The sequence below is a fragment of the Pseudomonas pergaminensis genome, assembly GCF_024112395.2.
Taxonomy (GTDB): domain Bacteria; phylum Pseudomonadota; class Gammaproteobacteria; order Pseudomonadales; family Pseudomonadaceae; genus Aquipseudomonas; species Aquipseudomonas pergaminensis.
Genome location: NZ_CP078013.2, coordinates 2,617,414 through 2,642,351, shown reverse-complemented (window position 1 = coordinate 2,642,351; position 24,938 = coordinate 2,617,414). Strand labels below are relative to the sequence as shown.

Annotated in this window: 21 protein-coding genes; 11 read left to right on the top strand and 10 right to left on the bottom strand. The window is 61.7% G+C overall.

Annotated features, from left to right (window positions below):
- Nucleotides 1-9: 9 nt before the first annotated feature.
- Nucleotides 10-990 (bottom strand): thiamine pyrophosphate-dependent dehydrogenase E1 component subunit alpha, encoded by a 981-nt coding sequence (locus KUA23_RS12005; RefSeq protein WP_078048017.1) that lies wholly within the window; start codon nt 988-990, stop codon nt 10-12.
- 298 nt (nt 991-1,288) lie between these two features.
- On the opposite strand from KUA23_RS12005, the gene KUA23_RS12000 reads away from it, so the two are divergent.
- On the top strand, nt 1,289-3,151 hold the full coding sequence (locus KUA23_RS12000; protein ID WP_099493796.1) for a sigma-54-dependent Fis family transcriptional regulator: 1,863 nt from the start codon (nt 1,289-1,291) through the stop codon (nt 3,149-3,151).
- Nucleotides 3,152-3,272: 121 nt separating this feature from the next.
- On the opposite strand, the gene KUA23_RS11995 is transcribed toward KUA23_RS12000, so the two are convergent.
- The gene (locus KUA23_RS11995) at nt 3,273-4,052 is read right to left on the bottom strand and encodes an acetoin reductase (protein ID WP_252994007.1); all 780 of its coding nucleotides are present in this window, start codon (nt 4,050-4,052) and stop codon (nt 3,273-3,275) included.
- Between the two features lie 184 nt (nt 4,053-4,236).
- On the opposite strand from KUA23_RS11995, the gene KUA23_RS11990 reads away from it, so the two are divergent.
- Nucleotides 4,237-6,390, top strand: a complete 2,154-nt coding sequence (locus KUA23_RS11990) for a TonB-dependent siderophore receptor (RefSeq protein WP_252994006.1) — start codon at nt 4,237-4,239, stop codon at nt 6,388-6,390.
- A gap of 3 nt (nt 6,391-6,393) precedes the next feature.
- Here the strand turns inward: KUA23_RS11990 and KUA23_RS11985 are convergent, their stop codons facing one another.
- Nucleotides 6,394-6,831, bottom strand: coding sequence for a carboxymuconolactone decarboxylase family protein (locus KUA23_RS11985; RefSeq protein ID WP_078048013.1), 438 nt, complete (start codon nt 6,829-6,831; stop codon nt 6,394-6,396).
- A gap of 382 nt (nt 6,832-7,213) precedes the next feature.
- Complete coding sequence (locus KUA23_RS11980; RefSeq protein WP_099493800.1) at nt 7,214-8,122, bottom strand: LysR family transcriptional regulator; 909 nt, start codon at nt 8,120-8,122, stop codon at nt 7,214-7,216.
- Between the two features lie 204 nt (nt 8,123-8,326).
- On the opposite strand from KUA23_RS11980, the gene KUA23_RS11975 reads away from it, so the two are divergent.
- Nucleotides 8,327-8,725, top strand: a complete 399-nt coding sequence (locus KUA23_RS11975) for a helix-turn-helix domain-containing protein (protein WP_099493801.1) — start codon at nt 8,327-8,329, stop codon at nt 8,723-8,725.
- A 58-nt stretch (nt 8,726-8,783) separates the two neighbouring features.
- Nucleotides 8,784-11,546: an ATP-binding protein gene (locus KUA23_RS11970; RefSeq protein WP_252994005.1), complete on the top strand. Its 2,763-nt coding sequence runs from the start codon at nt 8,784-8,786 to the stop codon at nt 11,544-11,546.
- Here KUA23_RS11970 and KUA23_RS11965 read toward each other — a convergent pair.
- Both KUA23_RS11965 and KUA23_RS11960 read right to left on the bottom strand, forming a co-directional pair.
- Nucleotides 11,493-13,016 (bottom strand): ATP-binding protein, encoded by a 1,524-nt coding sequence (locus KUA23_RS11965; RefSeq protein WP_346356399.1) that lies wholly within the window; start codon nt 13,014-13,016, stop codon nt 11,493-11,495. The genes KUA23_RS11970 and KUA23_RS11965 overlap by 54 nt on opposite strands.
- Before the next feature lie 95 nt (nt 13,017-13,111).
- Entirely contained in the window at nt 13,112-14,062 is a 951-nt protein-coding gene (locus KUA23_RS11960; RefSeq protein WP_078048008.1) for a GlxA family transcriptional regulator, read from the bottom strand.
- A gap of 180 nt (nt 14,063-14,242) precedes the next feature.
- Between KUA23_RS11960 and KUA23_RS11955 the strand changes: the two genes are divergently transcribed.
- Both KUA23_RS11955 and KUA23_RS11950 read left to right on the top strand, forming a co-directional pair.
- On the top strand, nt 14,243-14,965 hold the full coding sequence (locus KUA23_RS11955; protein WP_078048007.1) for a pirin family protein: 723 nt from the start codon (nt 14,243-14,245) through the stop codon (nt 14,963-14,965).
- A 146-nt stretch (nt 14,966-15,111) separates the two neighbouring features.
- Nucleotides 15,112-15,576: a hypothetical protein gene (locus tag KUA23_RS11950; protein WP_082224460.1), complete on the top strand. Its 465-nt coding sequence runs from the start codon at nt 15,112-15,114 to the stop codon at nt 15,574-15,576.
- A 170-nt stretch (nt 15,577-15,746) separates the two neighbouring features.
- Here KUA23_RS11950 and KUA23_RS11945 read toward each other — a convergent pair whose 3' ends face one another.
- Nucleotides 15,747-16,706, bottom strand: coding sequence for a GlxA family transcriptional regulator (locus tag KUA23_RS11945; RefSeq protein WP_078048005.1), 960 nt, complete (start codon nt 16,704-16,706; stop codon nt 15,747-15,749).
- A gap of 108 nt (nt 16,707-16,814) precedes the next feature.
- On the opposite strand from KUA23_RS11945, the gene KUA23_RS11940 reads away from it, so the two are divergent.
- The 5 genes from KUA23_RS11940 to KUA23_RS11920 all read left to right on the top strand — a co-directional run bounded on the left by KUA23_RS11940 (nt 16,815) and on the right by KUA23_RS11920 (nt 21,399).
- Nucleotides 16,815-17,351: a thioesterase family protein gene (locus KUA23_RS11940; RefSeq protein WP_252994004.1), complete on the top strand. Its 537-nt coding sequence runs from the start codon at nt 16,815-16,817 to the stop codon at nt 17,349-17,351.
- A 303-nt stretch (nt 17,352-17,654) separates the two neighbouring features.
- Entirely contained in the window at nt 17,655-18,383 is a 729-nt protein-coding gene (locus KUA23_RS11935) for a winged helix-turn-helix domain-containing protein (RefSeq protein ID WP_252994003.1), read from the top strand.
- Nucleotides 18,376-19,071: a YuxH family protein gene (locus KUA23_RS11930; RefSeq protein ID WP_214497586.1), complete on the top strand. Its 696-nt coding sequence runs from the start codon at nt 18,376-18,378 to the stop codon at nt 19,069-19,071. The genes KUA23_RS11935 and KUA23_RS11930 overlap by 8 nt, the downstream gene beginning before the upstream one ends.
- A 31-nt stretch (nt 19,072-19,102) precedes the next feature.
- Nucleotides 19,103-19,762, top strand: coding sequence for a winged helix-turn-helix domain-containing protein (locus KUA23_RS11925; protein WP_252994002.1), 660 nt, complete (start codon nt 19,103-19,105; stop codon nt 19,760-19,762).
- Nucleotides 19,763-20,007: 245 nt separating this feature from the next.
- Nucleotides 20,008-21,399, top strand: a complete 1,392-nt coding sequence (locus KUA23_RS11920) for an undecaprenyl-phosphate glucose phosphotransferase (protein WP_252994001.1) — start codon at nt 20,008-20,010, stop codon at nt 21,397-21,399.
- A 39-nt stretch (nt 21,400-21,438) separates the two neighbouring features.
- On the opposite strand, the gene KUA23_RS11915 is transcribed toward KUA23_RS11920, so the two are convergent.
- Genes KUA23_RS11915 through KUA23_RS11905 form a run of 3 tightly spaced genes read right to left on the bottom strand, consistent with a single transcriptional unit; the run spans nt 21,439 to nt 24,928 of the window.
- The gene (locus tag KUA23_RS11915; RefSeq protein WP_346356398.1) at nt 21,439-23,514 is read right to left on the bottom strand and encodes a YjbH domain-containing protein; all 2,076 of its coding nucleotides are present in this window, start codon (nt 23,512-23,514) and stop codon (nt 21,439-21,441) included.
- Entirely contained in the window at nt 23,511-24,278 is a 768-nt protein-coding gene (locus KUA23_RS11910) for a capsule biosynthesis GfcC family protein (protein ID WP_214497583.1), read from the bottom strand. Before KUA23_RS11910 ends, KUA23_RS11915 begins: the two co-directional genes overlap by 4 nt.
- Nucleotides 24,275-24,928 (bottom strand): YjbF family lipoprotein, encoded by a 654-nt coding sequence (locus KUA23_RS11905; protein ID WP_428847430.1) that lies wholly within the window; start codon nt 24,926-24,928, stop codon nt 24,275-24,277. Before KUA23_RS11905 ends, KUA23_RS11910 begins: the two co-directional genes overlap by 4 nt.
- Between the last annotated feature and the right edge of the window lie 10 nt (nt 24,929-24,938).

Below are 24,938 nucleotides of genomic sequence, written 5' to 3'. Positions count from 1 at the left end.
GAATTGTTGTTATGAGTGGTAGGCGACGTAGACATCGCTGAGCAGGTCGGCGGCCTGGGGCTTGGGATCCGACTTGGCCAGGCGCACGGCGTCGTCGATGAGCTGGGCGACCTCGCCATCGATGCGCTCGAATTGCGCTGCGTCCAGCCAGCCTTCAGTGCTGCAACGCTGGCGGAACAGCGCCAGGCAATCGGCGTGTTCCCGCAGGTTCTTCACTTCATCGGGGCCGCGATAGGTTTGTGCATCGCCTTCGAAATGGCCGTAGAAGCGGCTCAATTTCACTTCGACCAAGGTTGGCCCGTCGCCCTTGCGCGCACGTTCCACGGCAACACCAAGCGCTGCGTGCACGGCGAAGAAATCATTGCCATCGACAATCACCCCCGGCATGCCAAACCCCACGGCACGCTCGGCGATGTCCTTGCACGCTACCGACCAACCGGATCCGGTGGCCTCGGCATAGCCGTTGTTTTCCGCAACGAACAGGCACGGCAGTTTCATGATCGAGGCCAGGTTCATCGCTTCGAACACCGCACCTTCGTTGGAGCCACCGTCGCCAAAAAACGCCACGGCCACGCCCTGGCTGCCCTTGAGCCTGGAGGCCAGCGCCGCACCGGCCGCCAACGGCGCACCCGCGCCGACAATGCCGTTGGCGCCGAGCATGCCCTTCTCCTGGTCGGCAATGTGCATGGAGCCGCCTTTACCGCCACACACACCGGTTTTCTTGCCGTAGATCTCGGCCATCATGCCGAACACATCCACGCCCTTGGCGATGCAATGGCCGTGGCCACGGTGGTTGGAGGCGATGCAATCTTCATCGTTGAGGTGAGCCATGACTCCGGCGGCACTGGCTTCCTGGCCGGCGTAGAGGTGCACGAAACCGGGGATCTCGCCGGTGGCGAATTCCACGTGCAGGCGTTCTTCGAAATCACGGATGGTGCGCATCACGGTGTAGGCATGCAGCAGTTGATCGGTGGACAGGTGAGTGGACATCTTGTTGTTCTCCAGGTTGTCTCGGCACACAGAAGGCTGATCGTGGTCAGCTACAGGGCCTTCAGCACAGCCTGTGCCAAGGCGGTAAAAAACCTGGCATAACCTTGATCCAGAGCGGTTGTCGCAACCCGGCCGGGATCGCAGAATGAGACGCGGCATTGCGACTCGAAGGCGGCATCTCAGCCGGTTTGAGACGCTGCGTCTCATGCCGGGCTGTTGGTCAGGCCGCGCTTGTCGCGCCCGACGCATGCGCGCTTAATGGCGGGCATAACAACAAAGACCGAGAACCGGAGGCCTTATGCTCGCCGCGAACTCCAGGGAGCACGTCGACTGCGTCAGTCGCGTGGTCCGCAATGCCGACCGCCTGCCCCAGGCGCCGGTGCCGTCGCTGATCTTCGATTCGTGGCGGCGCTCCATGGAGCAACACCACCTGGACCCCGGCTCCCTGCAGGGGCCACGCATCCTCAGCGAACCCTTGCTCAAGGAATGCCGCGAACGCGCCGAACTGTTCATGCGCATTGCCGGCGAAGCCGTCGGGCAACTGCATCACCGTGTGCGCCAGGCCGACTACTGCGTGATGCTCACCGATGCCCAGGGCCAGACCATCGACCACCGCGTGGACGCCTCGATCCGCAGCGATTGCCGCAAGGCTGGCCTGTACCTCGGCACCTGCTGGTCGGAAGCCGAAGAAGGCACCTGCGGCGTGGCCACCGTGCTCACCAGTCAATCGGCGGTGACGGTGCACAAACGCGACCACTTCCGTGCAGCCTTCATCGGCCTGACCTGCTCCGCCGCGCCGATCTTCGATCCCCAGGGCAACCTGCTGGGAGTGATGGACGCCTCGGCGCTCAAATCGCCGGATGACCGCCGCAGCCAGCACCTGATACGCCAGTTGGTGGCGCACAGTGCCGAGGCCATCGAGAACGCCTTCTTCATGCACAGCGCCCAGCAGCACTGGGTGCTGCAAGCCCACAGCACACCGGGTTATGTGGACAGCCAGCCCGACCTGCTGCTGGCCTGGGACCAGGACGGCCGCCTGCTGGCCTTGAACAGCAAGGCGCGCCAGGCCTTGCGCCGGCGCTTTGGCCAGGTGCCGGCGCACATCGGCGAGGTGTTCGACCTGAGCGCCTTGCGCGCCGTCACCGACCAGTCCACCCAGCAACTGCATTGGCTGGGAGAACCGGGTGCGCTGCACGTGCGGGTCAACGCGCCCCGACGCAAACAGGCGCGAGCGCCGCTGGTGCCCTTGGTGGATGCCCGTGTCGAAGAACACCTGCGCCTGGCCGTGCGGGTCAAGGACCGCAACCTGCCGGTACTGGTGCAAGGCGAAACCGGCGCCGGCAAGGAAGTCTTCGCCCGCCAACTGCACGAGCGCAGCGCCCGGCGCGGTGGGCCGTTCGTGGCGGTGAACTGCGCGGCGATTCCGGAAAACCTGATTGAGAGCGAGCTGTTCGGCTATGTGGCCGGCGCCTTTACCGGCGCCGCCAGCAAAGGCATGCCCGGGCTGCTGGTGCGGGCCGATGGCGGCACCTTGTTCCTCGATGAAATCGGCGACATGCCTCTGGCCCTGCAGACGCGCCTGCTGAGGGTGCTGGCCGAAGGTGAAGTGGCACCGTTGGGCGCGGCGAAAACCCGTACCGTCGATATCCAGGTGATTTGCGCCAGTCACCGCGATTTGTCGGTGTTGGTCAATGAGGGCCGCTTTCGCGAGGACCTGTACTTTCGCCTCGGCTGCGCGCGCTTCTGCCTGCCGCCGCTGCGCGAGCGCACCGACAAACTGGCGCTGATCAACCGTTTGCTGGAACAGGAAGCGCGCAACAGCGGTATCACGGTGGGTATCGGCCAGGCGGCATTGGAGTTGCTGTTGGGGTACGCGTGGCCGGGCAATGTGCGGCAACTGCGATATGTGCTGGCGTATGCCTGTGCGGTGTGTGAGGGCGGGACGGTGCAGGTGGCGGATTTGCCGGTGGAAGTGCGTGGGGAACGGGTACTGGAGATGGTTGAAGCGAGCGTGAGCCCCGAGCGCCAGGTGGTGCTGGATGCGCTGATTCGCCATCGCTGGAAGCCGTTACCGACCGCGCAGGCGCTGGGGATTTCCCGTGCAACGCTGTACCGCCGCGTCACCCAACTGGGCATCGACATGCCCAACAAAACCCGCTGATACAACGGGGTCAATACGGTGGGAGGGGGCTTGCCTCGATGGCGGTGGATCAGTCAATACTTCCAGCGCTGACACACTGCTATCGGGGGCAAGCCCCCTCCCACATTGGACTGAGTACCTGTCAGCGGTAGACAAGGCCACCGTCGATCAGCGGCGATTGCCCGGTCATGTAGTCCGCATCCGGCCCGGCCAGGTACGCGACCAGCCCCGCCACATCCTCCGGCGTCTGCGCCCGGCCCAAGGCGATGCCATCCACATACTTCTTGTAGGTCGCACCGACTTCGGCGCCGGTGATCTCGGCCATGCGCTTGTCGATCTCGACCCACATATCGGTGCCCACCACGCCCGGACAGTAGGCGTTTACGGTAATCCCGGCGCTCGCCAACTCCTTGGCTGCCGCCTGGGTCAAGGCACGCACGGCAAACTTGGTGGCCGAGTACACCCCCAGCAGTGCAAAACCTTCATGGCCGGCGATGGAGCAGGCGTTGATGATCTTGCCCTTCTGCTTGAGCGCCTTGAATTTCTTGCCAGCGGCCTGGATGCCCCACAACACGCCCTGCACGTTGATGCCCAGGGTGCGCTCGACCTGTTCCGGGCTGACGTCCAACAGCGAATCGATCTGCGCCACACCGGCATTGTTGACGATGATGTGGAAGCCACCCAGGGTCAGGTGCGCATGCTCCACCGCCGCCACCACCTGTTCGCGCTTGGCCACGTCAGCGACGAACACAGAGGCCTTGCGGTCCAGCGCGACGACTTCGGCGGCCACGGCTTCGAGCTTGGCGCCATTGATGTCCACCAGGGCGATATCGGCACCGTCCTGTGCCAGGCGCAAGGCGATGGCCCGGCCAACGCCCTGCCCAGCGCCGGTCACCAGCGCGACTTTTCCAGCAATACTCATGGCGTTCTCCTGCAATTGATGAGGGAAGCCTTGTCTATCGCAGGTGCGCTGCGGGCTGTCGAGGTGCACATGGATTGGCATGCGGCCTGAGACGGGATGTCTCAAGGTGCGAATCATTCTTGTAAAAGTGCGCACTTATGCCTAGCTTATGCGCCCCCCGCCCGCGCTTTAAGGCCTTGCCCCCATGGTTTTGCGTTTTCGTCCCGTCGTCACCTCACGTTTCGCCCTCGGTCTGCTGCTCAGCGGCGGCATCGGTCACAGCCTGGCGGCAGACCTTGAACTGCCGGCGGTGAAGGTCCAGGGCCAGGATGCATCCGGCTACCGCAGCGACACCGCCTCGGTGAGCGGCGTCGACGAAGCACCACTGCTCGACACCCCGGCCTCGATCACGGTGATCAACGCCGCACTGATCAAGGACCAGCAGGCGCGCCTGCTCAGTGAAGTGCTGCGCAACGACGCCTCGGTGGGAGACAGCTATGCGCCCATCGGCTACTACGAAAACTTTGTGGTGCGCGGCTTTTCGCTGAATGCGGCGAGCAGCTACAAGATCAATGGACGCACCATCACCGGCGAGCAGAACGTTGCCCTGGAAAACAAGCAGCAGGTGGAAGTGCTCAAGGGCCTGGCGGGCCTGCAGAGCGGGATCTCCGAGCCGAGCGGCGTGATCAACTACGTGACCAAGCGCCCGGAAGATGTGCGCTCGGTAACGGTCTCCACCGATGATCGCGGCAGCGGCTATATCGCCACCGACGTCGGCGGCTGGTTTGGCAGCGAGCAACAGTTCGGCCTGCGCGCCAACGTGGCCCATGAAGACCTCAATTCCTATGTGGAGCACGCCAATGGCCAGCGCGATTTTGTGTCCCTGGCCTTTGACTGGAACATCAGCCCCGATGCCGTATTGCAACTGGACGCCGAATACCAGGACAAGCAACAACGCTCGGTGCCGGGCTACCAATTGCTGGGCGGCACCGAGGTGCCACACGGGGCCTCACCGAAGAAACTGCTGGGGCACCAGAGCGGGTCCAGGCAAGTGGGTATCGACTCGCTGAACCTCAACGGCAAGTTTGAATACCGCTTCAATGATCAGTGGAAAGGCAGCGTGAGTGCAGCGCGCAGCAAGGTGGTGATCGATGACTACAGTTCGTTTGCCTATGGTTGCTTCTACGTGACCGATTGCGGCACCGCCTTCTTCAGCCCCACCGGCGACTATGACGTCTACGACTACCGCAGCCCCGACGACACCCGCCGCGACGACGAAGTGCAGGCAGCCATGACCGGGCTGTTCAACACGGGCAGCCTGGGCCATGAGCTGACCTTTGGCACCAGCGCTTTTCGCCGAGTGGTCGACAAGCGCAAGTCGGTCAACGAATACATCGGCAGCACCAACATCAACGTCGACGCCCCAACCTTCACCCCCACCGACAAGCCGCTGAACGACAGCCATCGCAACCTCGACAGTCGCCAGTACGGCCTGTTCGTCACCGACCGCATCCGCCTCAACGAGCAATGGCAAACCATCCTCGGTGGCCGCGAAGTGCGCCTGGACGAAAAAGCCTTCGACGGCACCTCTGGCGCCCAGGTACGCCACACCCAGCAATACGTGTTCCTGCCGCAGGCGTCGTTGATCTATAAGCCGGTCGAAAATATCTCGCTCTACACCAGCTACAACAAAGGCCTGTCCCTGGGCGGCCAGGCGCCGTGGACAACCACCAACGACGGCGAAACCCTGGCGCCCACCACCTCACGTCAAATCGAAGCCGGGGTGAAATACGACTGGCGCCGCATCAGCTTCGCCGCCGCCGTGTTCCAGACCCGCCAGGCGTACCAGTACGCCAAACCGAATACCGCTGGCACATTCGACTATGTGCAACAGGGCGAGCAGAAAAACACCGGTCTGGAACTGTCGGCCAACGGCTGGGCCACCGAGCGTCTGCAAATCGCCACCAGCGTCGCGGCGATTCGCGCACGCGTGACCGGCAGTGGTACCGCGGACTACGAAGGTCACCAGGCGATCAACGTGCCCAAATTGCGCGCCAGCCTGTACGCCGACTACGCGTTGCCGTGGGTGAATGGCCTGGCGGTGCTGGGCGGCGTGCAATACAGCGCCAAGAAGTACGCCAACCGCAGCGGCAATGTGGAGGTGGGGGATTACGCGGTGGTGAACGTGGGCAGCCGCTACACCACCCAGGTGAACGGCTATGAGACGGTGTTTCGCCTGAGCGTCGACAACCTGTTCGACAAGCGCTACTGGCGCGACGCGGGCGAATACATGGGCGATGACTACCTGTTTCAGGGCGCGCCATTGACGGCGCGCCTGAGTGCCTCGGTGAATTTCTGAGGCTTACTTCGGCATCTTGCGGAAACCCACGGCCAGGCGGTTCCAGCTGTTGATGGTGGCGATTGCCACGCTGAGGTCGACCTGCTCCTGGGCGCTGAATTCGGCGGCCAGTGCGTTGAAGTCTTCGTCGGGCGCGTGGGTGTGGCTGATCAGGGTCAGGCTTTCGGCCCAAGCCAGTGCAGCACGTTCACGTGGGGTGAAGAACGGTGTTTCGCGCCAGGCTGACACGGTGTACAGGCGGCGTTCGGTCTCGCCGCCTTTGCGGGCGTCGGCAGTGTGCATGTCGAGGCAGAAGGCGCAGCCGTTGATCTGCGATACCCGCAGGCGTACCAGTTCCAGCAGTGGCAGCTCGATGGAGAGTTTGCCGACGGCGGCTTCCAGGGCGAGCATGGCTTTCATGGCGTCTGGGGAGGCGGTGTAGAAATCAGTACGGGTTTGCATGGTGATGCTCCAAGGCAGTGGGGATTGATGGCTAGGTTAGTCATCGGCGCTTGGAGGAGGAATATCCAATTTGGGCTAAGAATGGGTGACCAATTGGATTGGGCTGGTTGGGTACATATCCGTTATTTGGGGGGCTGCCTAAGATCAAAGCACGGCGGCCTGAGTGATTGAATCAAAGGCAGATACCTGTAGGAGCTGGCTTGCCGGCGATACAGGCGACTCGGTACAGCAGGCACACCCGGGTGATGCCATCGCCGGCAAGCCGGCTCCTACAGGTTGACCGAGGTCGACAGTATGCAACCGGTCGGCTCTAAGGCCGCGTTAAACACGCTGCCCGAACGCAGGCTTGAATCCGTGGGTAACCTGGGTTAGCTGCCCCCAATCAAACCACCCGAGCCATATGCTCCCCAATCCGAGCCCTCAACCACCGCTCCGCCGGATCATTGTCATGCACCCCACTCCACACCATCGACAACTGCGCCTCCTCAATCGCAAACGGCGGATCCTCCGCCCGTAACGAAGTGCCCTCCGTCAACGCACACGCCGCATAATCCGGCACCGTCGCAATAATCTGCGTGCCTGCCAACAACGCCCGCAACCCACTGAACTGCGGCACCGCCAACACCACCCGGCGTGCCCGGCCAATCCGGGCCAGGTCCAGATCGATGTTGCCACTCAGGTCCCCCGAAAACGACACCATCGCATGGGGCCGCTCACAGTAGTCATCCAGCGTCAGCGGCTCGGTGCCGTCGTCCCCACGCAAGACCTTGCACGGAATGTCCCGCAACTTCTTGCGCTTGGCATTCGCCGGCAACTCAGTGGTATAGCTCACCCCGACCGTAATTTCACCACTGGCCAGCAGCGACGACATCAACAGGTAATTGGCCCGACGCACCACCACGATGATCCCCGGTGCCTCTTCGCGCAGTTGGCTGAGCAACGGTGGGAACAGGCCAAATTCAGCGTCGTCCGAAAGGCCAATGCGAAACACCGCGCAACTGGTGGAAGGGTCGAAATCCTTGGCACGGCTGACCGCACCGGAAATGGTGTCCATGGCCGGTTGCAACTCCTTGAGTATCGCCACCGCGCGTGGCGTGGGCTCCATGCCGCGCCCATTACGCAGCAGCAGCGGGTCGTCGAACAGGTCGCGCAGGCGGCCCAATGCCGCACTCACCGCCGGTTGGCCCATGAAGAGCTTTTCGGCGACCCGGGTCAGGTTCTTCTCGAACATCAGCGCTTCGAAAATCACCAACAAGTTCATGTCGACGCGGCGCAGGTCGTTGCGGTTCATGGCGGTATCCAAACAGTAGGCAAGCCCACAGATAAGCACGCCAGACCCTGGCCGGATTGCACGTCTGTGCTGTCTTTTCCACGCCGGCACCTGGCGAAATTAACAACGATTAACTCGTCAGCCGGACGGTCCGGCAACAAGATTAGCCACGTCTACACTGCATCCATTCACCGGGAACGCTCCCATCGACTGCGGATATTTGTCATGGCCCGACTTGAGCAATATGCCCCTCGTTTGTCCGCCACCGGTGGCCTATGCCCCCGGCGCGAGCGTATCGCCAAGCAACTGATCCTGGCCAACCTGGGCGAAAGCCTGGTGATTGCCGACCTGGCCCAGGCCTGCGCGTTGTCGCGCAGCCATTTTTCCCGTGCGTTCAAGTGCACCACCGGGCTGTCGCCGCAGGAGTGGATCCGCCAACAGCGCATCCAGCGGGCCAAGGAACTGATCGCCAGTTCCACCCTGAGCCTGACGCAAATCAGCCTGGAATGCGGGTTTTGCGACCAGGCGCACTTCTGCCATATGTTCACCCGCAGCGAAGGCGTCAACCCCATGACCTGGCGAAATCACCACTCGCGCCAAAAGCCCCAAGTGATCGCGGCCTAGTGGTCGGTGCGTACCTGGAATATGCTGGCCGCTCCCCTTTTCCCGAGCATGGCCTCCCATGAGTGACCCCGACGACCAGGCCGTGCATTTCGGTCCCTACCGCATCCACCCGCGCCAACGCCTGGTGCTGGAGGCCGGTCGTCCGTTGCGCCTGGGGCGGCGCGCCGTGGATATCCTGCTGATCCTGCTCGAACAGGCCGGCAATGTGGTGAGCAAACAGGAACTGATCGCCCGGGTGTGGCCCAAAAGCGTGGTGGAAGACGGCAACCTGCGGGTGCATATGGCCGCGTTGCGCAAGGCGCTGGGCGATGGCCAGGCCGGGCAGCGCTATATCGTCACTGTCGCCCAGCGCGGCTACAGTTTTGTTGCGCCACTGAGCATCGAACCGATGACGCTACCCACCGAGGGCGCCCCCCAAGGCACGTGCCACAACCTGCCGCTGCGCCGTACCCGGATGCTCGGCCGCCAGGCCCTGATCGACAGCCTGGTGCAGCAACTGCCCGAACAGCGCTTTATCACCCTCACCGGCGCCGGCGGAATCGGCAAGACCACTGTCGCGCTGCGGGTGGCAGAACTGCTGATCGGGCATTACCGCGACGGCATTCGCCTGCTGGACCTGGCGCCGCTGAGCGCGCCGTCGATGATCCTGCCCAATCTGGCCGCCCTGCTCGACCTCACCCACACCGAGCATGAGCCCCTGGTCACGTTTGCCCGCAGCCTGCAGGAACGCCAGGTGCTGCTGGTGATCGACAACTGCGAGCACCTGTTGGACGACATCGCCCTGATCAGCGAAACCCTGCTGCGCCACGCGCCGAGGCTGCACATCCTGGCGACCAGCCGCGAGGCATTACGTGCCGAAGGTGAGTACGTGCAGCGCCTGGAACCGCTGGCCTGCCCGCCCGCCAGCGGCAACCGCGCCCAGGCGTTGGGCTACCCTGCCCTGCAATTGCTGATCGAGCGGGCCATGTCTCACCAGGACAGCTTTGAACTGAGCGACGCCGAACTGCCGCTGGCGATCGATATCTGCCAGCGCCTGGACGGCATTCCCCTGGCCATCGAGTTGGTGGCGGCGCAGATCGAGCGCTTCGGCCTGCCGGGGCTGCTGGTGCAAATGGAAGACAACTTCCGCTTGCTGACCCGTGGCCGGCGCAGTGCCCTGCCCCGCCATCAAACCCTGCGGGCCACGCTGGACTGGAGCTTTGAGCTGCTCACCGCCTGCGAGCAGATCTGCCTGCGCCGCCTGGCGGTGTTTCGCGGGGGTTTCAGCCTGGCCAGCGCGGCGGCGGTGATTGCCGGGGAACAGGTCGCGCCGACCGAGGTGCTGGGCTCGATCACGCAATTGGTCGCCAAGTCGTTGCTCAATGTGGAAGCCGGTGATGACGAGATGGTCTACCGCCTGCTGGACGTCACCCGCACCTACGCCCTGGAAAAGCTCAGCGTCGCCCGCGAACTGGACGCCACTCGCGAGCGTCACGCCGAGCGCTGCCTGGCGCTGATGGAACAGGCGCGCGACGATTGGGAGTTGGTCGCCACCCAATCCTGGATCGACCGTTACGCGCCGCTGCGTGAAGATGTCCGCTCGGCCCTCGACTGGGGGCTCGCGCAAGGCGGCGAACACCTGCTGGCGGTCCGCTTGACGGTCAGCGCAATGCCGCTGTGGCAAGAGTTGTCGTTGCTCAGGGAACACCGTTTATACGTGGACAAGGCGCTGGCGTTGATGGACCAGGCTATCTCGCCCTGCCCCCGCTTGACGATGCAATTGCAATTGGCGCTGGGCAGCCTGTCCTATCACGCCATGGGCGGTGCCCCGCAGACCATCGCCGCGTTCGTCAGTGCGCGGCGCTTGGCCGAGGCGCGCGAGGACGTCGCGGGGCAGTTGCGTGCGGTCTCCGGGCATATGGCGGTGAACCTGTGCGCTGGCCAGTATCGCCAAGCGCTGGCGCAAAGCGTGCAGTTTGATCGCCTGGACCCACGCACCGACCCGCAACTGGACATCAGTGCCCAGCGCCTGCGCGTACTGGCCCAGCATTACAACGGCAACCAGGCACTCGCCCGGCACAATGCCGAGCAAGTGATCCAACGCATGGCGCACAGCGGCCACCTCAACCGGTTTGCCCACGGCATCGGTGTGCAATACGACCAGAGCGTCGCCTCGCTCACGGTGCTGGCGCGCATCCTGTGGCTGCAAGGCTTTCCCGAGCAGGCCTGGCGCACCGCCAGCCAGGCGCTGGAATTGGCGCAGCAGATCAACCATGGCACCTCCATCTGCTACACCCTCGCGCTGGCGGGCGTGGTCATCGCCCGTTACAACGGTGACGAAGACAGCGCCCAGACCTTGCAGGCGTTGCTGTTGGAACATGCCCACAAGCATTCGGTGCAGCTATTCCAGACCTGGGCAGGCCACTATGCGGGCATCCTTGGGCACAAGGACCTGCAAGGCCTGGGGTTGATCGAAGACATCCTGGTCACACTGGGCTCCCACGCGGTGGACGCGCCAGGTTTCGAACGGGCCCGTGCGGGCGACGCGGGCTGGTGCACCGCGGAAATCCTGCGGGTACGCGCCGACACCCTGACCGATGAGCGCGCAGCCGAAGCGCTGTTGCTGGAGGCCCTGGGCCTGGCGCACCAGCAAGGCGCGCTGGCCTGGGAATTGCGCTGTGCGACGTCATTGGCAGGTTTATGGCAGTCCCAAGGCCGCCTGCTGGCAGCGCGGGACTTGCTGGGCTCGATTTACGCGCGGTACACCGAAGGTTTTGCCACCCAGGACCTAGTCCGTGTACGCCGCCTGCTCGACGAGTTGCAGGACAAACGGCCGGCCTGAAAACGGCACCAGGTAATGCCCATAGCCCTGCTGCAAGCGCGCCACCTGCACCGGGTCACGCAGCTGCGCCAGGGCATAGCAGCGCACGCAGTTGAGCAGGCGGTAGCGTGCAAGGCCCGGTCCGGGCTCAAGGCTTAGCAGCGAGGTATTCACCAGGCGCCCGAGCAGATAGGCCAGGTCGGCGTGTTCCAATTCAGTCCCGCTGACCAGCTCGCTCAAGGTGGGCAAGGTCACGGCCATCTTGAATAAACTCAACTGCAGGAACAGCCAACGCTCCGGCAGGCTCAGGCGCTGGTAGGTCCAGTCCAGGGCGGCCGTCAGGGATCGATGGCGTTCCACCGCCGTGCGCCGACCGCGGGTCAGCACGTGCAGGCCCTTGCTCAGTTGCTGTTGCAAGCCGCGCACGCCAAGGGCATCGACTTGGGCGGCCGCCAGTTCAAGGGCCAAGGGAATGCCATCAAGGCGCCGGCAAATATCGCGCAGCGGCGCCAGGTCCTGGGGCCGCAGCACGAACCCCTGCTGACCCGCCCTTGCCCGCGCCACAAACAACTGCACCGCCGGATACGCCAACGCCTGCTCAACGCTGCCCAGCGCCGACGGCGCAGGCACCGCCAGCCGGGGTACGTGTTGCACCCACTCACCCGCGACCTGCAGGGCTTCACGGCTGCTGACCAGTACGCTGACCTGCGGCGCTTTTTCGCGCAGCACGGCCACCAGGTGCCGGCAGGCGCCGAGCAGCAGGTCGGCACCATCCAGTACCAGCAGGAGCTGGCGGGACGCCAATTGCCGGCCCAGCTCAGTGGCACTGGCGATGGGCTCCAGGTGCAAGGCCGTGGCCAGGTGGCGCAGCATGGCCACTGGCGCCTCGACAGTAGCCAGGTCGACCCACCACACGCCATCCCGGTAGCGCGGCAACACGCGTTCGGCCAACGCCAGGGCGAGGGTGCTCTTGCCCACGCCAGCGCAGCCAGTGAGGGTCATCAGCTGTTGCCCGGACAAACGCCGCACCAACACACCCAGCAGCGCGTCGCAGCCCATCACCGCGCTGAGCCGTGCGCTGAGGTTGTGCCGGGGCTGCGTGGCGGGCAGCCCCCCCTGCAGCTTGGCCGCGAAACAATAGCCACGCTGGGGATCGTTGAGGATATAGCGCTGCCCATCGAGGGCACGGCGCAGCGCAGCGATGTGCACGCGCAGGTTGTTTTCTTCCACCACACTGTGCGGCCAGACCCGCTCGATCAGGGTCGCCTTACTGATGAATTGCCCAGGCGTTTCGAGCAGCACCGTGAGGATATCCAGCGCACGTCCACCCAAAGGCACCGGCCAGCCAGACTTGCTGACCAGCCGTTGTTGCCGGTGAAAGACATAAGCGCCGAAGCGCAGCGTGCCATCAACGTCAATCGCCTGAGGGTTATTCATGCGTGTAAAAGCGCTGAAACGCCCGGCCTTGGGCGTCTGCGCATCCTTTTCCATGGGCCTGACGCTATCTTGCCACCTGGGGATGACAGGACAATGCTGGCACGGGGAGCGACACGGACATTCGGGTGCCCGAGACGGACATTCTGTCGTTAACTGAACTGTTGTCGGTATTGAGTCGGGTTGAGGCCCAGTTTCTCGCTGAACAAAAAGCGCATATGCCGCACGCTGCCAAAACCTGCGTGGAACGCCACGGTCTTGAGCGGCAGGTCGGTGGTTTCGAGCAACTGCCGGGCGCGGTCGATGCGCGCGCCTTGCAGGAACGCCATGGGCGTCATCTGCACCTCTTTGGCGAACAGCCGCGCAAAATGCCGTGCGCTCATGCCGGCCAACGCGGCCATGGACTCGATGGTGAAGGGTTCGCACAGATGTTCGAGCACATGGTTCTGCACACGGGTGATCGCCGTTTCCTGGGGGGCAACCGCCGCTGTCATTGGGCTGAACTGGGCCTGCCCGCCCTGACGCTTCATCACCACCAGCAACACCTTGGCCACGTCCACCGCGACTTGCTTGCCGTGGTCCTGGGCCACCACCGACAGCGCCAGGTCGATACCGGCCGTGACGCCACCCGAGGTGATCAACCGCCCGTCCTGCAGGTAGATGCGGTCGGTCTCGACAATGGCCTTGGGAAACGCCTTGATCAACCGCTCGGTGTAGTGCCAGTGGGTGGTCACGCGGTGATTGTCCAGCAGGCCGGCATGCCCCAGCACGAACGCCCCGGTGCAGATAGAACCGAAGCGCCGCGCCCGTGGGGCTGCCGCCTTGAGCCAGGGCAACAACGCGGGGTGGCATTCGTTATAGGCCCCGGGACCACCAGGTACCAGCAGCAGGTCGTAGGCGTCCTGGGCCTGGTCCAGCAACAGGTCGGCCTGTACCGCCACGCCATTGGAAGCGCGCAGCGGGCCGGGCTCGGTGCCGAGGGTGAGGATCCGGTAATGCTCCGCCGCCGGCAGGTAGCGGTTGGCAATCGAAAACACTTCGAGCGGCCCAGCCATGTCGAGCAGGAGGAAGTCCGGAAACAGCGCCATGGCCACGGTTTTCATATCGGGGAAGGTCCATCGAGAAGGAATGCGGCAGGCATTATGGCACGTCCGCGACTGTCAACTTAAAGGGGACAGTTATTCAGATTTCATATTCTTAATGAATTTTCCAGTAACCATTAACCTTCTTCTCAACGCAGGAGCCCTGCATTTCGCAGCCCGCTCCCACTTGAGGACAAGACCATGCTGACCCTTCGCAAAGCTTCCGAACGCGGCGCCGCCAATCACGGTTGGTTGAAGTCGTTCCACACCTTCTCGTTCGCCAACTACTGGAACCCCAATGAACAGGGGTTTTCCGACCTGCTGGTGATCAATGACGACCGCGTCGCGGCCGGCAAAGGCTTTGGCCAGCACCCGCACCGCGACATGGAGATCTTCTCCTATGTGCTCGAAGGCGCCTTGGAACACAAGGACACCCTGGGCACTGGCTCAGTGATCCGCCCTGGCGATGTGCAACTGATGAGCGCCGGCAGCGGCGTGGCCCACAGCGAGTTCAACCACAGCCAGACCCGTGGCGTGCATTTCCTGCAAATCTGGATCGTGCCAGCCGTGGCCGGCGCTGAGCCGCGCTATCAGCAAGAGCACTTCACTGACGCGCAGAAACGTGGGCGCTTGCAGTTGATCATCTCGCCGGATGGCCACGACGGCTCACTCAGCGTGCGCCAGGACGCCCGGGTGTATGCCGGCCTGTTCAACGGTGACGAAGCCGCCACCCTGGACCTGCCGCCCGATCGCCATGTGTACATCCATGTGGCCCGGGGCAGCGTTGAAATCAACGGCCAACGCTTGCAGGAAGGCGACGGCGCCCGCGTGCGGGATGAGCAACAGATCCGCCTGGGCCACGGTGACGATGCCGAGGTGCTGGTGTTCGACCTGCGCCCACAGGAACTGCCGCAGATGCCATGACTGCCCCGGCGATGGCTCGCCACAACGAGCCATCGCTGGCGTCGATAGTCACCATCAGCCCAATGAAGTTCTCTTAAAAAATGCAACGCGTAACATCAAACCCATACCAGCAACAACCCAAACTAAAACACTCGGAGCACACTCTCATGAAACGCCAAATCTTGCTTAGCCTTGCTTTCTCGGTACTCGCTGCAAATGCTTTTGCCCATCCTGTCGTCGCTGAAGGCGGTTCGGATCGCCTGATCGAAAGTCGCGTCGCAGAGGGTGGCTCGGACCGCCTGCAAGGTAACCGCGTTGCCGAAAATGGTTCGGACCGCCTGCTGGAACGCCGTGTTGCCGAAGGTGGCGCTGATCGCCTGCAGGAACGTGGTCTGGCCGAAGGCGGTGCTGATCGCCTGCAGGAACGTGGCCTGGCTGAAGGCGGTGCTGATCGTCTGCAGGAACGTGGTCTGGCCGAAGGCGGTGCTGATCGTCTGCAAGAACGTGGTCTGGCCGAAGGCGGTGCTGATCGTCTGCAGGAACGTGGCCTGGCCGAAGGCGGTGCTGATCGTCTGCAGGAACGTGGCCTGGCCGAAGGCGGTGCTGATCGCCTGCAAGGCAACAACGCATAACCCCGCGCTGCTTGCGGGAACCCCAAACCGGCCTGATCAGCCGGTTTTTTTTCGCCTGTGGTTAATGCAGCTCGCGGTCTACCCACAGCACCGCCTTGCCGATCAGCTGCCGCGCTTCGATGCGTACATGCACCTGCTGCACGATTTCCAGCGTGTGTTACACCGCTGAATCAAACCGCACGGGCGAGGAATTTCTTGCGATACGCCGCCGGCAACAGGCCCACGCGTTGCTGGAACAGGCGGCGGAATGAATTACTGTCTTCGTAGCCGACCGCGTAGGTGATGCTTTCCAAGGTCATGCGGGTTGACTCAAGCATGTGCTTGGCCCGTTCCAGGCGCAGGGTTTGCAGGTAGGCAATCGGCGTGTAATCGGTGGCCTCCTTGAAGCGCCGCTTGAAGTTGCGCACGCCAAAACCGAAACGCCGGGCCACCTCATCAATCACCAGCGCCTCGGCAAAATGCTGCTCCAGCCAATGCTGCACCCGCAGGATCTCGCCGTCACCATGGTTTTTGGGCAGCGACCACATGGCGTACACCGACTGCTCGCTGCGCACAGTATCGATCAGCAGGTATTTGCCGCAGGTGTGGGCCAGTTCCGGCGCGCCAAAACGGCGGATCAGGTGCAACACCAAGTCCATCGCCGCACTCGCGCCGCCACTGGTGATCACGCGGTTTTCTTCGCAGAGAATCTGCCCATCATCCAGGCTCACGTCCGCATAGCGGCGTCGAAACAGCTCGGCAAACGCCCAATGGGTCGTGGCGCGCAGGCCTTGCAGCACACCGGACTCCGCCAACAGAAAGGCCGCCGTGCACATCGAAGCCAGGACTGCGCCGTGTGCATGCTGTTCACGCAACCAGGGGGCGTAGGCAGGAAAGGCCGGCAAGGCCTCTTTCAAGGTGAACAGAAAGCCTGGGATCAGTACCAGGTCGGTCTGGGCGACCTGCGCCACCGAGCGATCCACCTGCAAACGCTGGCCGCCCCAGGCCTCCACCGGCTGGCCGTCCAGGGAAGCGACCACGATGTCGAAGGGTGGCGTGTCGGCAAACAGGTTGGCCGCGTTCAGCATCTCCAGCGCCAGGGTGGCGCTGGCAGCGGAGCAACGGTCAGCCAGGAGCAAGGTAATGTGCATGAAAGGAACTCGCTTGCGCTTTTCGCATGTAATAAGTCATTTGCGCACCTACCTTAGCTGATTCCAGCTCTTTACAGTGCAGCCACTGATCAACTGCCTGGCGCTTTTATGAATCTCTGGTTTCGCTTGCTCTTAATGCTGTCCCGGCGCCCCTGGCGCAAGCCTGCCCATGGCCTGGCAACCACGGTAGTGCGCATGCGCGTCTGGCCGCTGGACCTGGATATCAACCGGCACGTCACCAACGGCCGCTACTTTTCCCTGGCCGACATTGCACGGATGGATTTCGTGCTGCGCACCGGCGCCTTTCGCGTGGCATTGCGCAACAAGGCGCTGCCCATCGTGGGCGATACCTGGGGCAAGTTCCGTCGTGAATTGAAACTGTTCGAAGTGTTCGAGGTGCACACCCGCATGCTCGGCTGGGACGACAAGTGGAGCCTCATGGAGCACCGCTTTGTCAGTAAGGGCCGGGTGGTCGGCGTGGTGGTGATGCGCGGGCTGTTCCGGTCGGCCAAGGGCACCCTGCCGCCGGGCGACTTTGTGAAGGAACTGGGCCTGGATGAGACCTCGCCACCGATGCCGCAATGGCTCAGCGACTGGGCGAAAAACTGCGATGACATGAGTGTGCAATTGCGGGGGGAGCAGTAGATTTGAATGCAGGCGCGTGGCGCGCGCCTCTGCCTTCCCTCCTTAGCGATGCAAGGGTTTCCCCGATTCAGCAAAAAAACCGTTTGGGCTAAAATACTTATCGCACATTAAGAGTTTGCACTAGCATATGTGTACGCCCGTGCAAAACCCCTCGCAATAACCGCGCACTACCCCATTCCTTTCTGAAAAACAAAGTGGCGAATGTTAAAATTTGTCACGTTTTACCGTATTCAATTCGATTAGTATCTAAACGCTAGCAGCGATTGAACTGACGGCCTTGCATGCCGGAAAAGGGAGTAGGTGATGCATTTTTCCAACGTCCTCGCTATTGCACGGACTCCATCTAAATCGGAGGATTTTCGAGAGCTTATAGTTCGCACTGTAGCGGATGATTTGAAAGTCGATACACGTTACTACGAACAATTCGTTGACACCCAGGAAAGCCACGCAAGCTACCGCGCCATCATCATAGAAATCGACACCCCCGCGGCGAGCAATCAAACCCTGGACATAATAAGAAAAACCCGAAACAGCCACCCCAACTGCACCATATTTGTCGTCGTCACATTCGCCTCCAGTTTGAGCAAGACCAAATACTATCTGGCTGGCGCGGATTACTGCATCAAAGTGGCAGAGGCGTCCCCTGAAAAAAAGTTAAGCCTGTTCGATGCTTTTCTCAGTGAAGGTGAACGACTGAATCGTTGTGGCCTGGTGCTCGATCAGGATCGCATGTGCCTTTATGGTAACGGCAAGAAACTTGAAATATCCTTCGTCGAAATGAAAGTTCTAGACGCGCTTATACAGCGCCGACTGCTCAGTCACAATGAAATTGCCGAAGTCATGGGCCTTAATACCAAGTACTACGACTCGCGTGCCCTGGAAAAGTCCATCAGCCGACTGCGCAGTAAAATCAAGGCGCACTACGGTGACAACATTATTCAGAATATCCGTGGTTATGGGTACAAACTCAGCCGGGGAGTTATATGTGCCAGCCATTTTCAAACCGCCAAGGAAAGACCCCATCGTGAATAGCGAAAAGGTAGCCCCTGCCGATGCTGTGGACTTCAGGCTTGCCAGGCAAGCCATCGTTGATCGCAGCCATGCACTTTGGGGCAGCGAAGTCAGCGTCGGCTCACTGCAGGATCACCAAGTACCCGACAGCGCCTACCACAAGGCGCTGCAACGTATCAGCGCACCACACAAAGCCTGCAACTCCGTTGTCAGCCGCAAGTTACTGCGGATCGATCAAGCCGCCTTGATGAATGAAGATCTCCACAAGAGCATTGTTCAGACCGCCCAGTCACTGGAAAAACGCAGACAGCCCTTTACGCTCAGTATTACCAATCCTCTGGATGCCCTGCCCGGCCCTGTCGAACGCCGAGCGATGGTGCGTCAGTTATATAAGTTAAAAGACCAGTGCGCTGTCACCCTGGCCTACAACAATTACAGACTCGATACAAAACCAGCAGACCTGCTGATCGACCTCAAGCTTTACGACTACGTGAAAATGCCTTTTCCGGACTCCGCCCTGCGGCTGAGCCTGAATACGCGTTCCGGTCTGTTCGATCGGCTGTACGACCGCATGCTAGAGCTGATCAGTGCAACCCGGGTGTGCTTCATCGCCGACACCGTGGAATTTGCCGACAGCGCCATGCTGGCTAAAAACCTGCCGTTCGAATACTTTCAGGGCGGTTACTACTCCCCTGCCGACTGCTTATAAAAACCGCACTTTCATACTAACGGTGGACACTATGAGTTCCCTCAAGAAACACGCCTTCACCCCCACACTTGCGGCCATCGCACTGCGAGACTTTACGCCCAATGCCGAATTTTTTCATTACGACTTGAATACATTCGCGCCAATAGAAACAGACCCTAAAATCCGTGCAAACAACCCTCAACACTGCAACTCCGATGACAACCGTCGCCTGACAACCTATGTCATTACCCACACACTTGGCTTACCCTCACACTCTTTTAACGCCGTGCGACAAGAATCCAGACTACCCATGCCAGCGGGTCACGACAGCACGCCCAATAGCCCCACTCAGCCTACTGATATAACCTCTGAGCGAACTCAACTTTATCCTCGGGATTTCTGGCTATTGACACAACATGACCGCACCCTGGTCAAAGGCGGCTTACGTATTTCGCTGACAACCATTGAATCGGCGTTGATTAAAAAGATGCTGCACCATGAAGAGCGTGTTGTCAGCAAAGAGGAGCTGATCCGTAATATCGGACGCGAACCTGATCTATATCGCGGGTTGGAAATGTGCCTGAGCCGGCTCCAAGAAAAGTTCAAGCGTGTCAACGATGGCGAACGCTTGTTTCGTGCGGTGAGAAACCGTGGCTATTGTCTTACGCAAAAAATCAAGAAGCCCTTGGAACTCACTCAGTCACGCCGTTAAAACAAAAAAAGAACGGATACTTTGATACCCACCCTGCCTATTAATACACACTTTTTTACCTGCCCTTTTATAACACCCTCACACTAAGACGCCGCTGCCCCTGTTATAAGTCGTCAGCCAATGCCTCCTGCCGTTCATTACTATCCGTGGGTACGCGCGTCCGCGTGCCTATCTTTTAGTGCGGGTATTCCACCGCGTGATTAGACCCTGCCACCACCTGCGTGGTCACCACCGGGAGCAGAACTATGCTGAATAACACTAGAATGCATCGCAACCTGACCCCCAAGGGTTTGACGTTCTGGGGTCAGTGGATGCTTGCCTCGGGTTTGGTCGTTGCACTGTTATTTATGTTGGTCGTGTTCAGGACCGGCCAACTTGAGTACAACTACCGTGTGCTTGCGGCGTTTACCATACTGGCTTCATTACCGGCGTACAGTCTGTGTGATGTCTACAGCAAGAAAGATGACTATGGCGTAGGCTTGGGACGGCTGTTCATGGGATGGTTACTCACCGCTTTAATAGTGTTCGCGGTGGGTATCGCCTGCAATGCCACCTCATTGTTTCCATTGGATATCTTGTTGCTCTGGGCGGCGGTTAGTTACCCTCTGCTGGCCCTGTGTTATATCCCGCTGCACAGCCTGTCCCGGTATTACCATCGCCAACTTCACCAACGGCATAAGTCACTGATAGTGGGCACCGGCAAACTTGCCGTCGACCTGGCGAACACCCTGTCTCGCCAAAAGCGCTCACCGTTGGTGGGGCTCGTCGGCAGCCATGCCGAGGCCGCGCCGGATGCACAGGCGCAGATCCTTGGCGAGCTGCCGCAATTGCCGCAACTGATCCGCCAGCATGGCATTCGCCGCCTGTACATCACCCACTCGTTGCAGGACGCCACCCACATCGAGTCGTTGTACCTCAACCTGCTGGAGATCAGCGTGGATGTGATCTGGGTGCCCGACCTCAACAACATGCTGCTGCTCAACCATTGCGTCGCCGAAGTGGACGGGCTGCCAGCGATCTTCCTCAATGAAAGCCCGCTGACCAGCCGCCCCACAGCCGCCCTGAGCAAAGCGTTGCTGGACAAGAGCATCGCGCTACTGGCCATCCTGGTGCTGAGCCCGGTGCTCCTGGCGTTTGCCCTGCTGATCAAGCTCACCTCCCCCGGCCCGGTGATCTTCAAACAGGACCGCCACGGCTGGAATGGCCAGGTGATCAAGGTGTGGAAGTTCCGCTCGATGCGCGTGCATGACGACCACGAGGTACGCCAGGCCAGCCGCAACGATTCGCGCATCACCCCGGTCGGCCGGTTTATCCGCCGCACCTCTATCGATGAATTGCCGCAATTGTTCAACGTGTTGCAAGGGCATATGGCCCTGGTCGGTCCACGCCCCCACGCCATCGCACACAACGACTATTACTCGGGCAAGATTCACGCGTACATGGCGCGCCATCGCATCAAGCCCGGCATCACCGGGCTGGCGCAGATCAATGGATGCCGGGGTGAGACCGAGACACTGGAGAAGATGCAAAAACGCGTCGACATCGACCTGCGCTACATCAACACCTGGTCGTTGTGGCTGGATATCAAGATCCTGCTGAAGACACCGTTTACGCTGCTGTCCAAGGACATCTACTAACCCCCTGTACCTGTAGGAGCAAGTTCGCTCCTACAGGCCTTACTCAGTGATCTTGTCGATATTCTTGTAGAACAATGCACTGTCGCGCCCATCCGTCATCGAATGCAGCGAATACGCGCGATTCAGGCGCGCGCCGCCATCGCGGGTCAGCGGTGCCCACACCAGGTTGGCGCGGCGCATCGTCGACAGGCTCATCAACTCATCAAACGGAATGGACAGGTAGAGGCCCTTGTCGAAGGCGCCTTCGCCAAACTCTTGCTTGGACACGTTGGTGCGAGTGATCCACGCACCAATCCGCACGCCATTGTTGAACTCCCGCGAAAGATCCAGCGTTGCACCCCAGTCCCGAGCCAGGTAGCGACCGACACTCAAGGCCCCCTGCAGGTTGAATGGCAGGTCGGTATACCCGATGATATGCCCGGTCACCGTGCGATAGTCACGCAGGCTCAAATCCTGCTCGAAACCGCGCTGACGCACATAGTTCACATCGGCACCCACCGCCCAGCCCTGGCCCATCGGCCTGTACAGCACTTCACTGCCCACACCGGCATACATCGATTCCAGCAAACCACCGTAGACCATGCCGTACAGGTCCTGGTCCAGGCGCTGCGCATGGTTGAGCTGGAAGGTCGTCAGGGTCACGTCGGCGCTGGTCATGTACTTGCGCAGGTCGGTGCGAACCCGCGGCAAGCCCGTGGGCGCGTCGTAGTTGAACCCATCGTAGTTGTTCAGCAGGTTGACGCTGAGCAAACCACTCCACCAGGTGTTGCGGGTAAAGCGGTACTCGGCATCGAGGTCGGCGGAAACCTGGTAGAGCAAACCATCCGGCCCACCGACGTTCTGCTTGTAGCCCAGGCCCAGCCCATAGCTGAGGGGCTTCGGCGTTTGGGTGTAGAGCACGGTCTGCGTGCGCTCGCTGGCACGATTGACCTCGACCTGGCGGTGCAGGTCCTGCAGGGCTTCGCGCTGGTTGACCACCTCGCGAAAGGTCTTGCGCGGCACGCTGGTTTCCTCGATCGGCATGGCATAGCGTTCGCTGACCAGGGTGAACCAGTCGATCTGGTCATTCACGCTGTTGTCCAGAATACGACTGGCGCGCCCCACCGCCTTGGCGCTGTAGAAATAGCGCTGCTGTTCGCCATACACCAGCAACTCCGGACCACGCTGGGTAATGCGTTGCACATTGTAGCCGGCGTTATCGTGCAGGCGCAGGGACACGGCGGCCCAATCCACCTGGTCCGGCGGTGTGGTTGGTGGCTTCGCCGGCAACGGGGGGGCCGGTGGGTCATAGGTCTTGGCCGGTGCCTTGCGGCTGACAAAATTGGTGTGCAGCGTAATGCCGAACATCGCGGTATTGCCCCGCTCCCACGCAGCGCTCACATCGACCGCATCGGCGAGCTTGTAGACCAGGCCCAGGTTGACCGGTGAAGCCTGGCGAAAGCTGTTGCTGCGTGGTTCATTTTTGTAGTCGTTGCCTTCCACTTCAAGCTTGAGGCTCAACGGCGCCCAGGGCGTCTGGTAGCCAATACCGCCAAACAGCGCGGGCCGGCCACGGAAATAGCCGTTGGAAAAACTGCCGGATCCTTCAGCGGTGGGACGCTCGTTGAATCGATCATCCAGCACGCCTAGCGGGTTGCCTAAGTCACCACGGCTGCCCAGGTAACCCCAGGCGATACCAGCGCTGAAATCCACGTCGCCATACCGCTTGTTGGCCACCAGGTATTCACTGGAAAACAGCCCGGTGCCGCCCAGGTCCATGAACCCCAGCGCCACTTCCGGCAACCAGTGGGTTTCCTGGTTCAAGCGCACCTTGGCGTCGACGGCCTTGTCCTTGTAACTCTGGCCGCCGCTGAACGACTCAGCGCCATAGGGCCGGTTAGTGATCGCGGTGTAGCGGAACGTGCCTTCCAGCCAGTCCAGTGGTTGCGCAGAAAAACTGTAGCGGCTGTAGGGCTCGGTGCGGTTGGCGTTCACGCTGAGTTCGCCGGCGGGCGCCATGCGGGCGGTAGGCGTCTGCAGCAGCCCCACGCCGCCGAAATCGCTTTGGGTGTAACGGGGATCACCATGCACGACGCCACAAGGCACCAGCAGCACGGCCGCAATACATAATTTCAAGGCGTGACCTCGGCCAGGGGTTGGGTGGCGAGAAACTCGGCCAGTTGCTGATTCAGGTCAGGGGTGGGCGCGCTCAGGTCGTCACTGCGGATCGGCACCAGCAGCGTGGCGCCGGGCGCTGGGGGGGCGCCCTCTTCGCGGTTCCAGGGCGCAATGCCCAGGCGCGAGACCTTCCCGTCAGGCTGGATCACCCACAAATAATCAGCATCCGCCTCCATCAGTGGCGGGCACGCGGTGAGGTAATCACGGGCTGCCCGCAGCGGCTCGAACGCCAGGCTGCACGCCGCAGCGACAGCCCCCACCACGCGCACCTGCGTGGGCCGTGGCGGGTATACCAGGCGGTCGCCATCGCTGAGCGGCAGGTTCGGCGCAAAGCCGACTTCCACCGCCACCGGGTCCAGCACCGCCACCTGGCGGCCAGTGACAGGTAAGGGCTGCACCTGCCGATACAAGCGTTCGGCACTATGAGCCCGGCCTTCAAGCCCTTCAGCCAACGCGGCCTGGTGCAGGGTTTGCAAATCAAACAGCACGCCGGCCTTGAGCCGCGCCTGGCGTTCCAGCAAGGGTTGATGCAACCAGGCTGCTCCCAGCCAATAACCCTGGGCATCCGGTTGCGACGGAATGATCGCGTCCAGCAAACGTGCATCGGGTGGCAGCGCGATAGGACCTGGGGTGCGCACCTGGCCGCTGACGGTCACGGCGGCCTGGCTCGTACTGACGCAACTCCAGAACAGCAGCAGCGCCGTGAGTATTCGACCGATCATCGGGCGTCCTTGCGAGTGGGTTGCAGCTGGGTGATGGTCAGGGTCAGGTCGGGCGTGAGGTGCTGTTCGCTCTGCACGATAAAGCCGTCGACGGGGTCGACCCAGTAACGGTTGCGCGCCTGAAAGCCGCTGGCCTCGACGTCTTCGTCCACCCGCAACAAGGCGTAGGGCTTGCCGAGGATCTCGACCGTTTCGATGCCCTTGCGGGTCATACGGCTGGTAAGCGGGATGCCCATGCGATAGCCGTCCACCCCATCGATCTGCCGCGTGCTGCGGTAGCCATCCGGCATACGGTGCAAGCCTTGCTGGAAAGGCGACTGGCCCTGCCAGTGCGTGCCATTGAGGTCCACGCCCAGGCCGACCGTGCGCACCACCAGACCATTACGCACCAACAGCACCTGCTTGCCGGAAGCCACCCAGAACTGCAGGTCGCCACGCTGGCGAATCAGCGCCATCACCCCTTCGCTGGACACCGTGGTGACCTTGATCTGGGCAAACGGCACCGCATCCACCTGGGCCTGGGTCAGTGCCAGTGGCGCCGGCCCGCCCACGGCCGCCTTGAAGGTATCGAGGGAGGCGGTCATCAGTGGATTGCAGCCAGCCAACAGCCACGCCAACCCCATATAAGCAGCGATTTTATGAGTGTTCACGCAGGTTCCA

Coding starts and splice junctions, on each gene's coding strand:
- KUA23_RS11925 (WP_252994002.1), top strand. CDS start 19,103: ATGAGTTCCCTCAAGAAACACGCCTTCACCCCCACACTTGCGGCCATC.
- KUA23_RS11990 (WP_252994006.1), top strand. CDS start 4,237: ATGGTTTTGCGTTTTCGTCCCGTCGTCACCTCACGTTTCGCCCTCGGT.
- KUA23_RS11920 (WP_252994001.1), top strand. CDS start 20,008: ATGCTGAATAACACTAGAATGCATCGCAACCTGACCCCCAAGGGTTTG.
- KUA23_RS11980 (WP_099493800.1), bottom strand. CDS start 8,122: ATGAACCGCAACGACCTGCGCCGCGTCGACATGAACTTGTTGGTGATT.
- KUA23_RS11975 (WP_099493801.1), top strand. CDS start 8,327: ATGGCCCGACTTGAGCAATATGCCCCTCGTTTGTCCGCCACCGGTGGC.
- KUA23_RS12000 (WP_099493796.1), top strand. CDS start 1,289: ATGCTCGCCGCGAACTCCAGGGAGCACGTCGACTGCGTCAGTCGCGTG.
- KUA23_RS11955 (WP_078048007.1), top strand. CDS start 14,243: ATGCTGACCCTTCGCAAAGCTTCCGAACGCGGCGCCGCCAATCACGGT.
- KUA23_RS11960 (WP_078048008.1), bottom strand. CDS start 14,062: ATGAAAACCGTGGCCATGGCGCTGTTTCCGGACTTCCTCCTGCTCGAC.
- KUA23_RS11910 (WP_214497583.1), bottom strand. CDS start 24,278: ATGATCGGTCGAATACTCACGGCGCTGCTGCTGTTCTGGAGTTGCGTC.
- KUA23_RS11935 (WP_252994003.1), top strand. CDS start 17,655: ATGCATTTTTCCAACGTCCTCGCTATTGCACGGACTCCATCTAAATCG.
- KUA23_RS11985 (WP_078048013.1), bottom strand. CDS start 6,831: ATGCAAACCCGTACTGATTTCTACACCGCCTCCCCAGACGCCATGAAA.
- KUA23_RS11995 (WP_252994007.1), bottom strand. CDS start 4,052: ATGAGTATTGCTGGAAAAGTCGCGCTGGTGACCGGCGCTGGGCAGGGC.
- KUA23_RS11940 (WP_252994004.1), top strand. CDS start 16,815: ATGAATCTCTGGTTTCGCTTGCTCTTAATGCTGTCCCGGCGCCCCTGG.
- KUA23_RS11950 (WP_082224460.1), top strand. CDS start 15,112: ATGAAACGCCAAATCTTGCTTAGCCTTGCTTTCTCGGTACTCGCTGCA.
- KUA23_RS11965 (WP_346356399.1), bottom strand. CDS start 13,016: ATGGAAAAGGATGCGCAGACGCCCAAGGCCGGGCGTTTCAGCGCTTTT.
- KUA23_RS11945 (WP_078048005.1), bottom strand. CDS start 16,706: ATGCACATTACCTTGCTCCTGGCTGACCGTTGCTCCGCTGCCAGCGCC.
- KUA23_RS11970 (WP_252994005.1), top strand. CDS start 8,784: ATGAGTGACCCCGACGACCAGGCCGTGCATTTCGGTCCCTACCGCATC.
- KUA23_RS12005 (WP_078048017.1), bottom strand. CDS start 990: ATGTCCACTCACCTGTCCACCGATCAACTGCTGCATGCCTACACCGTG.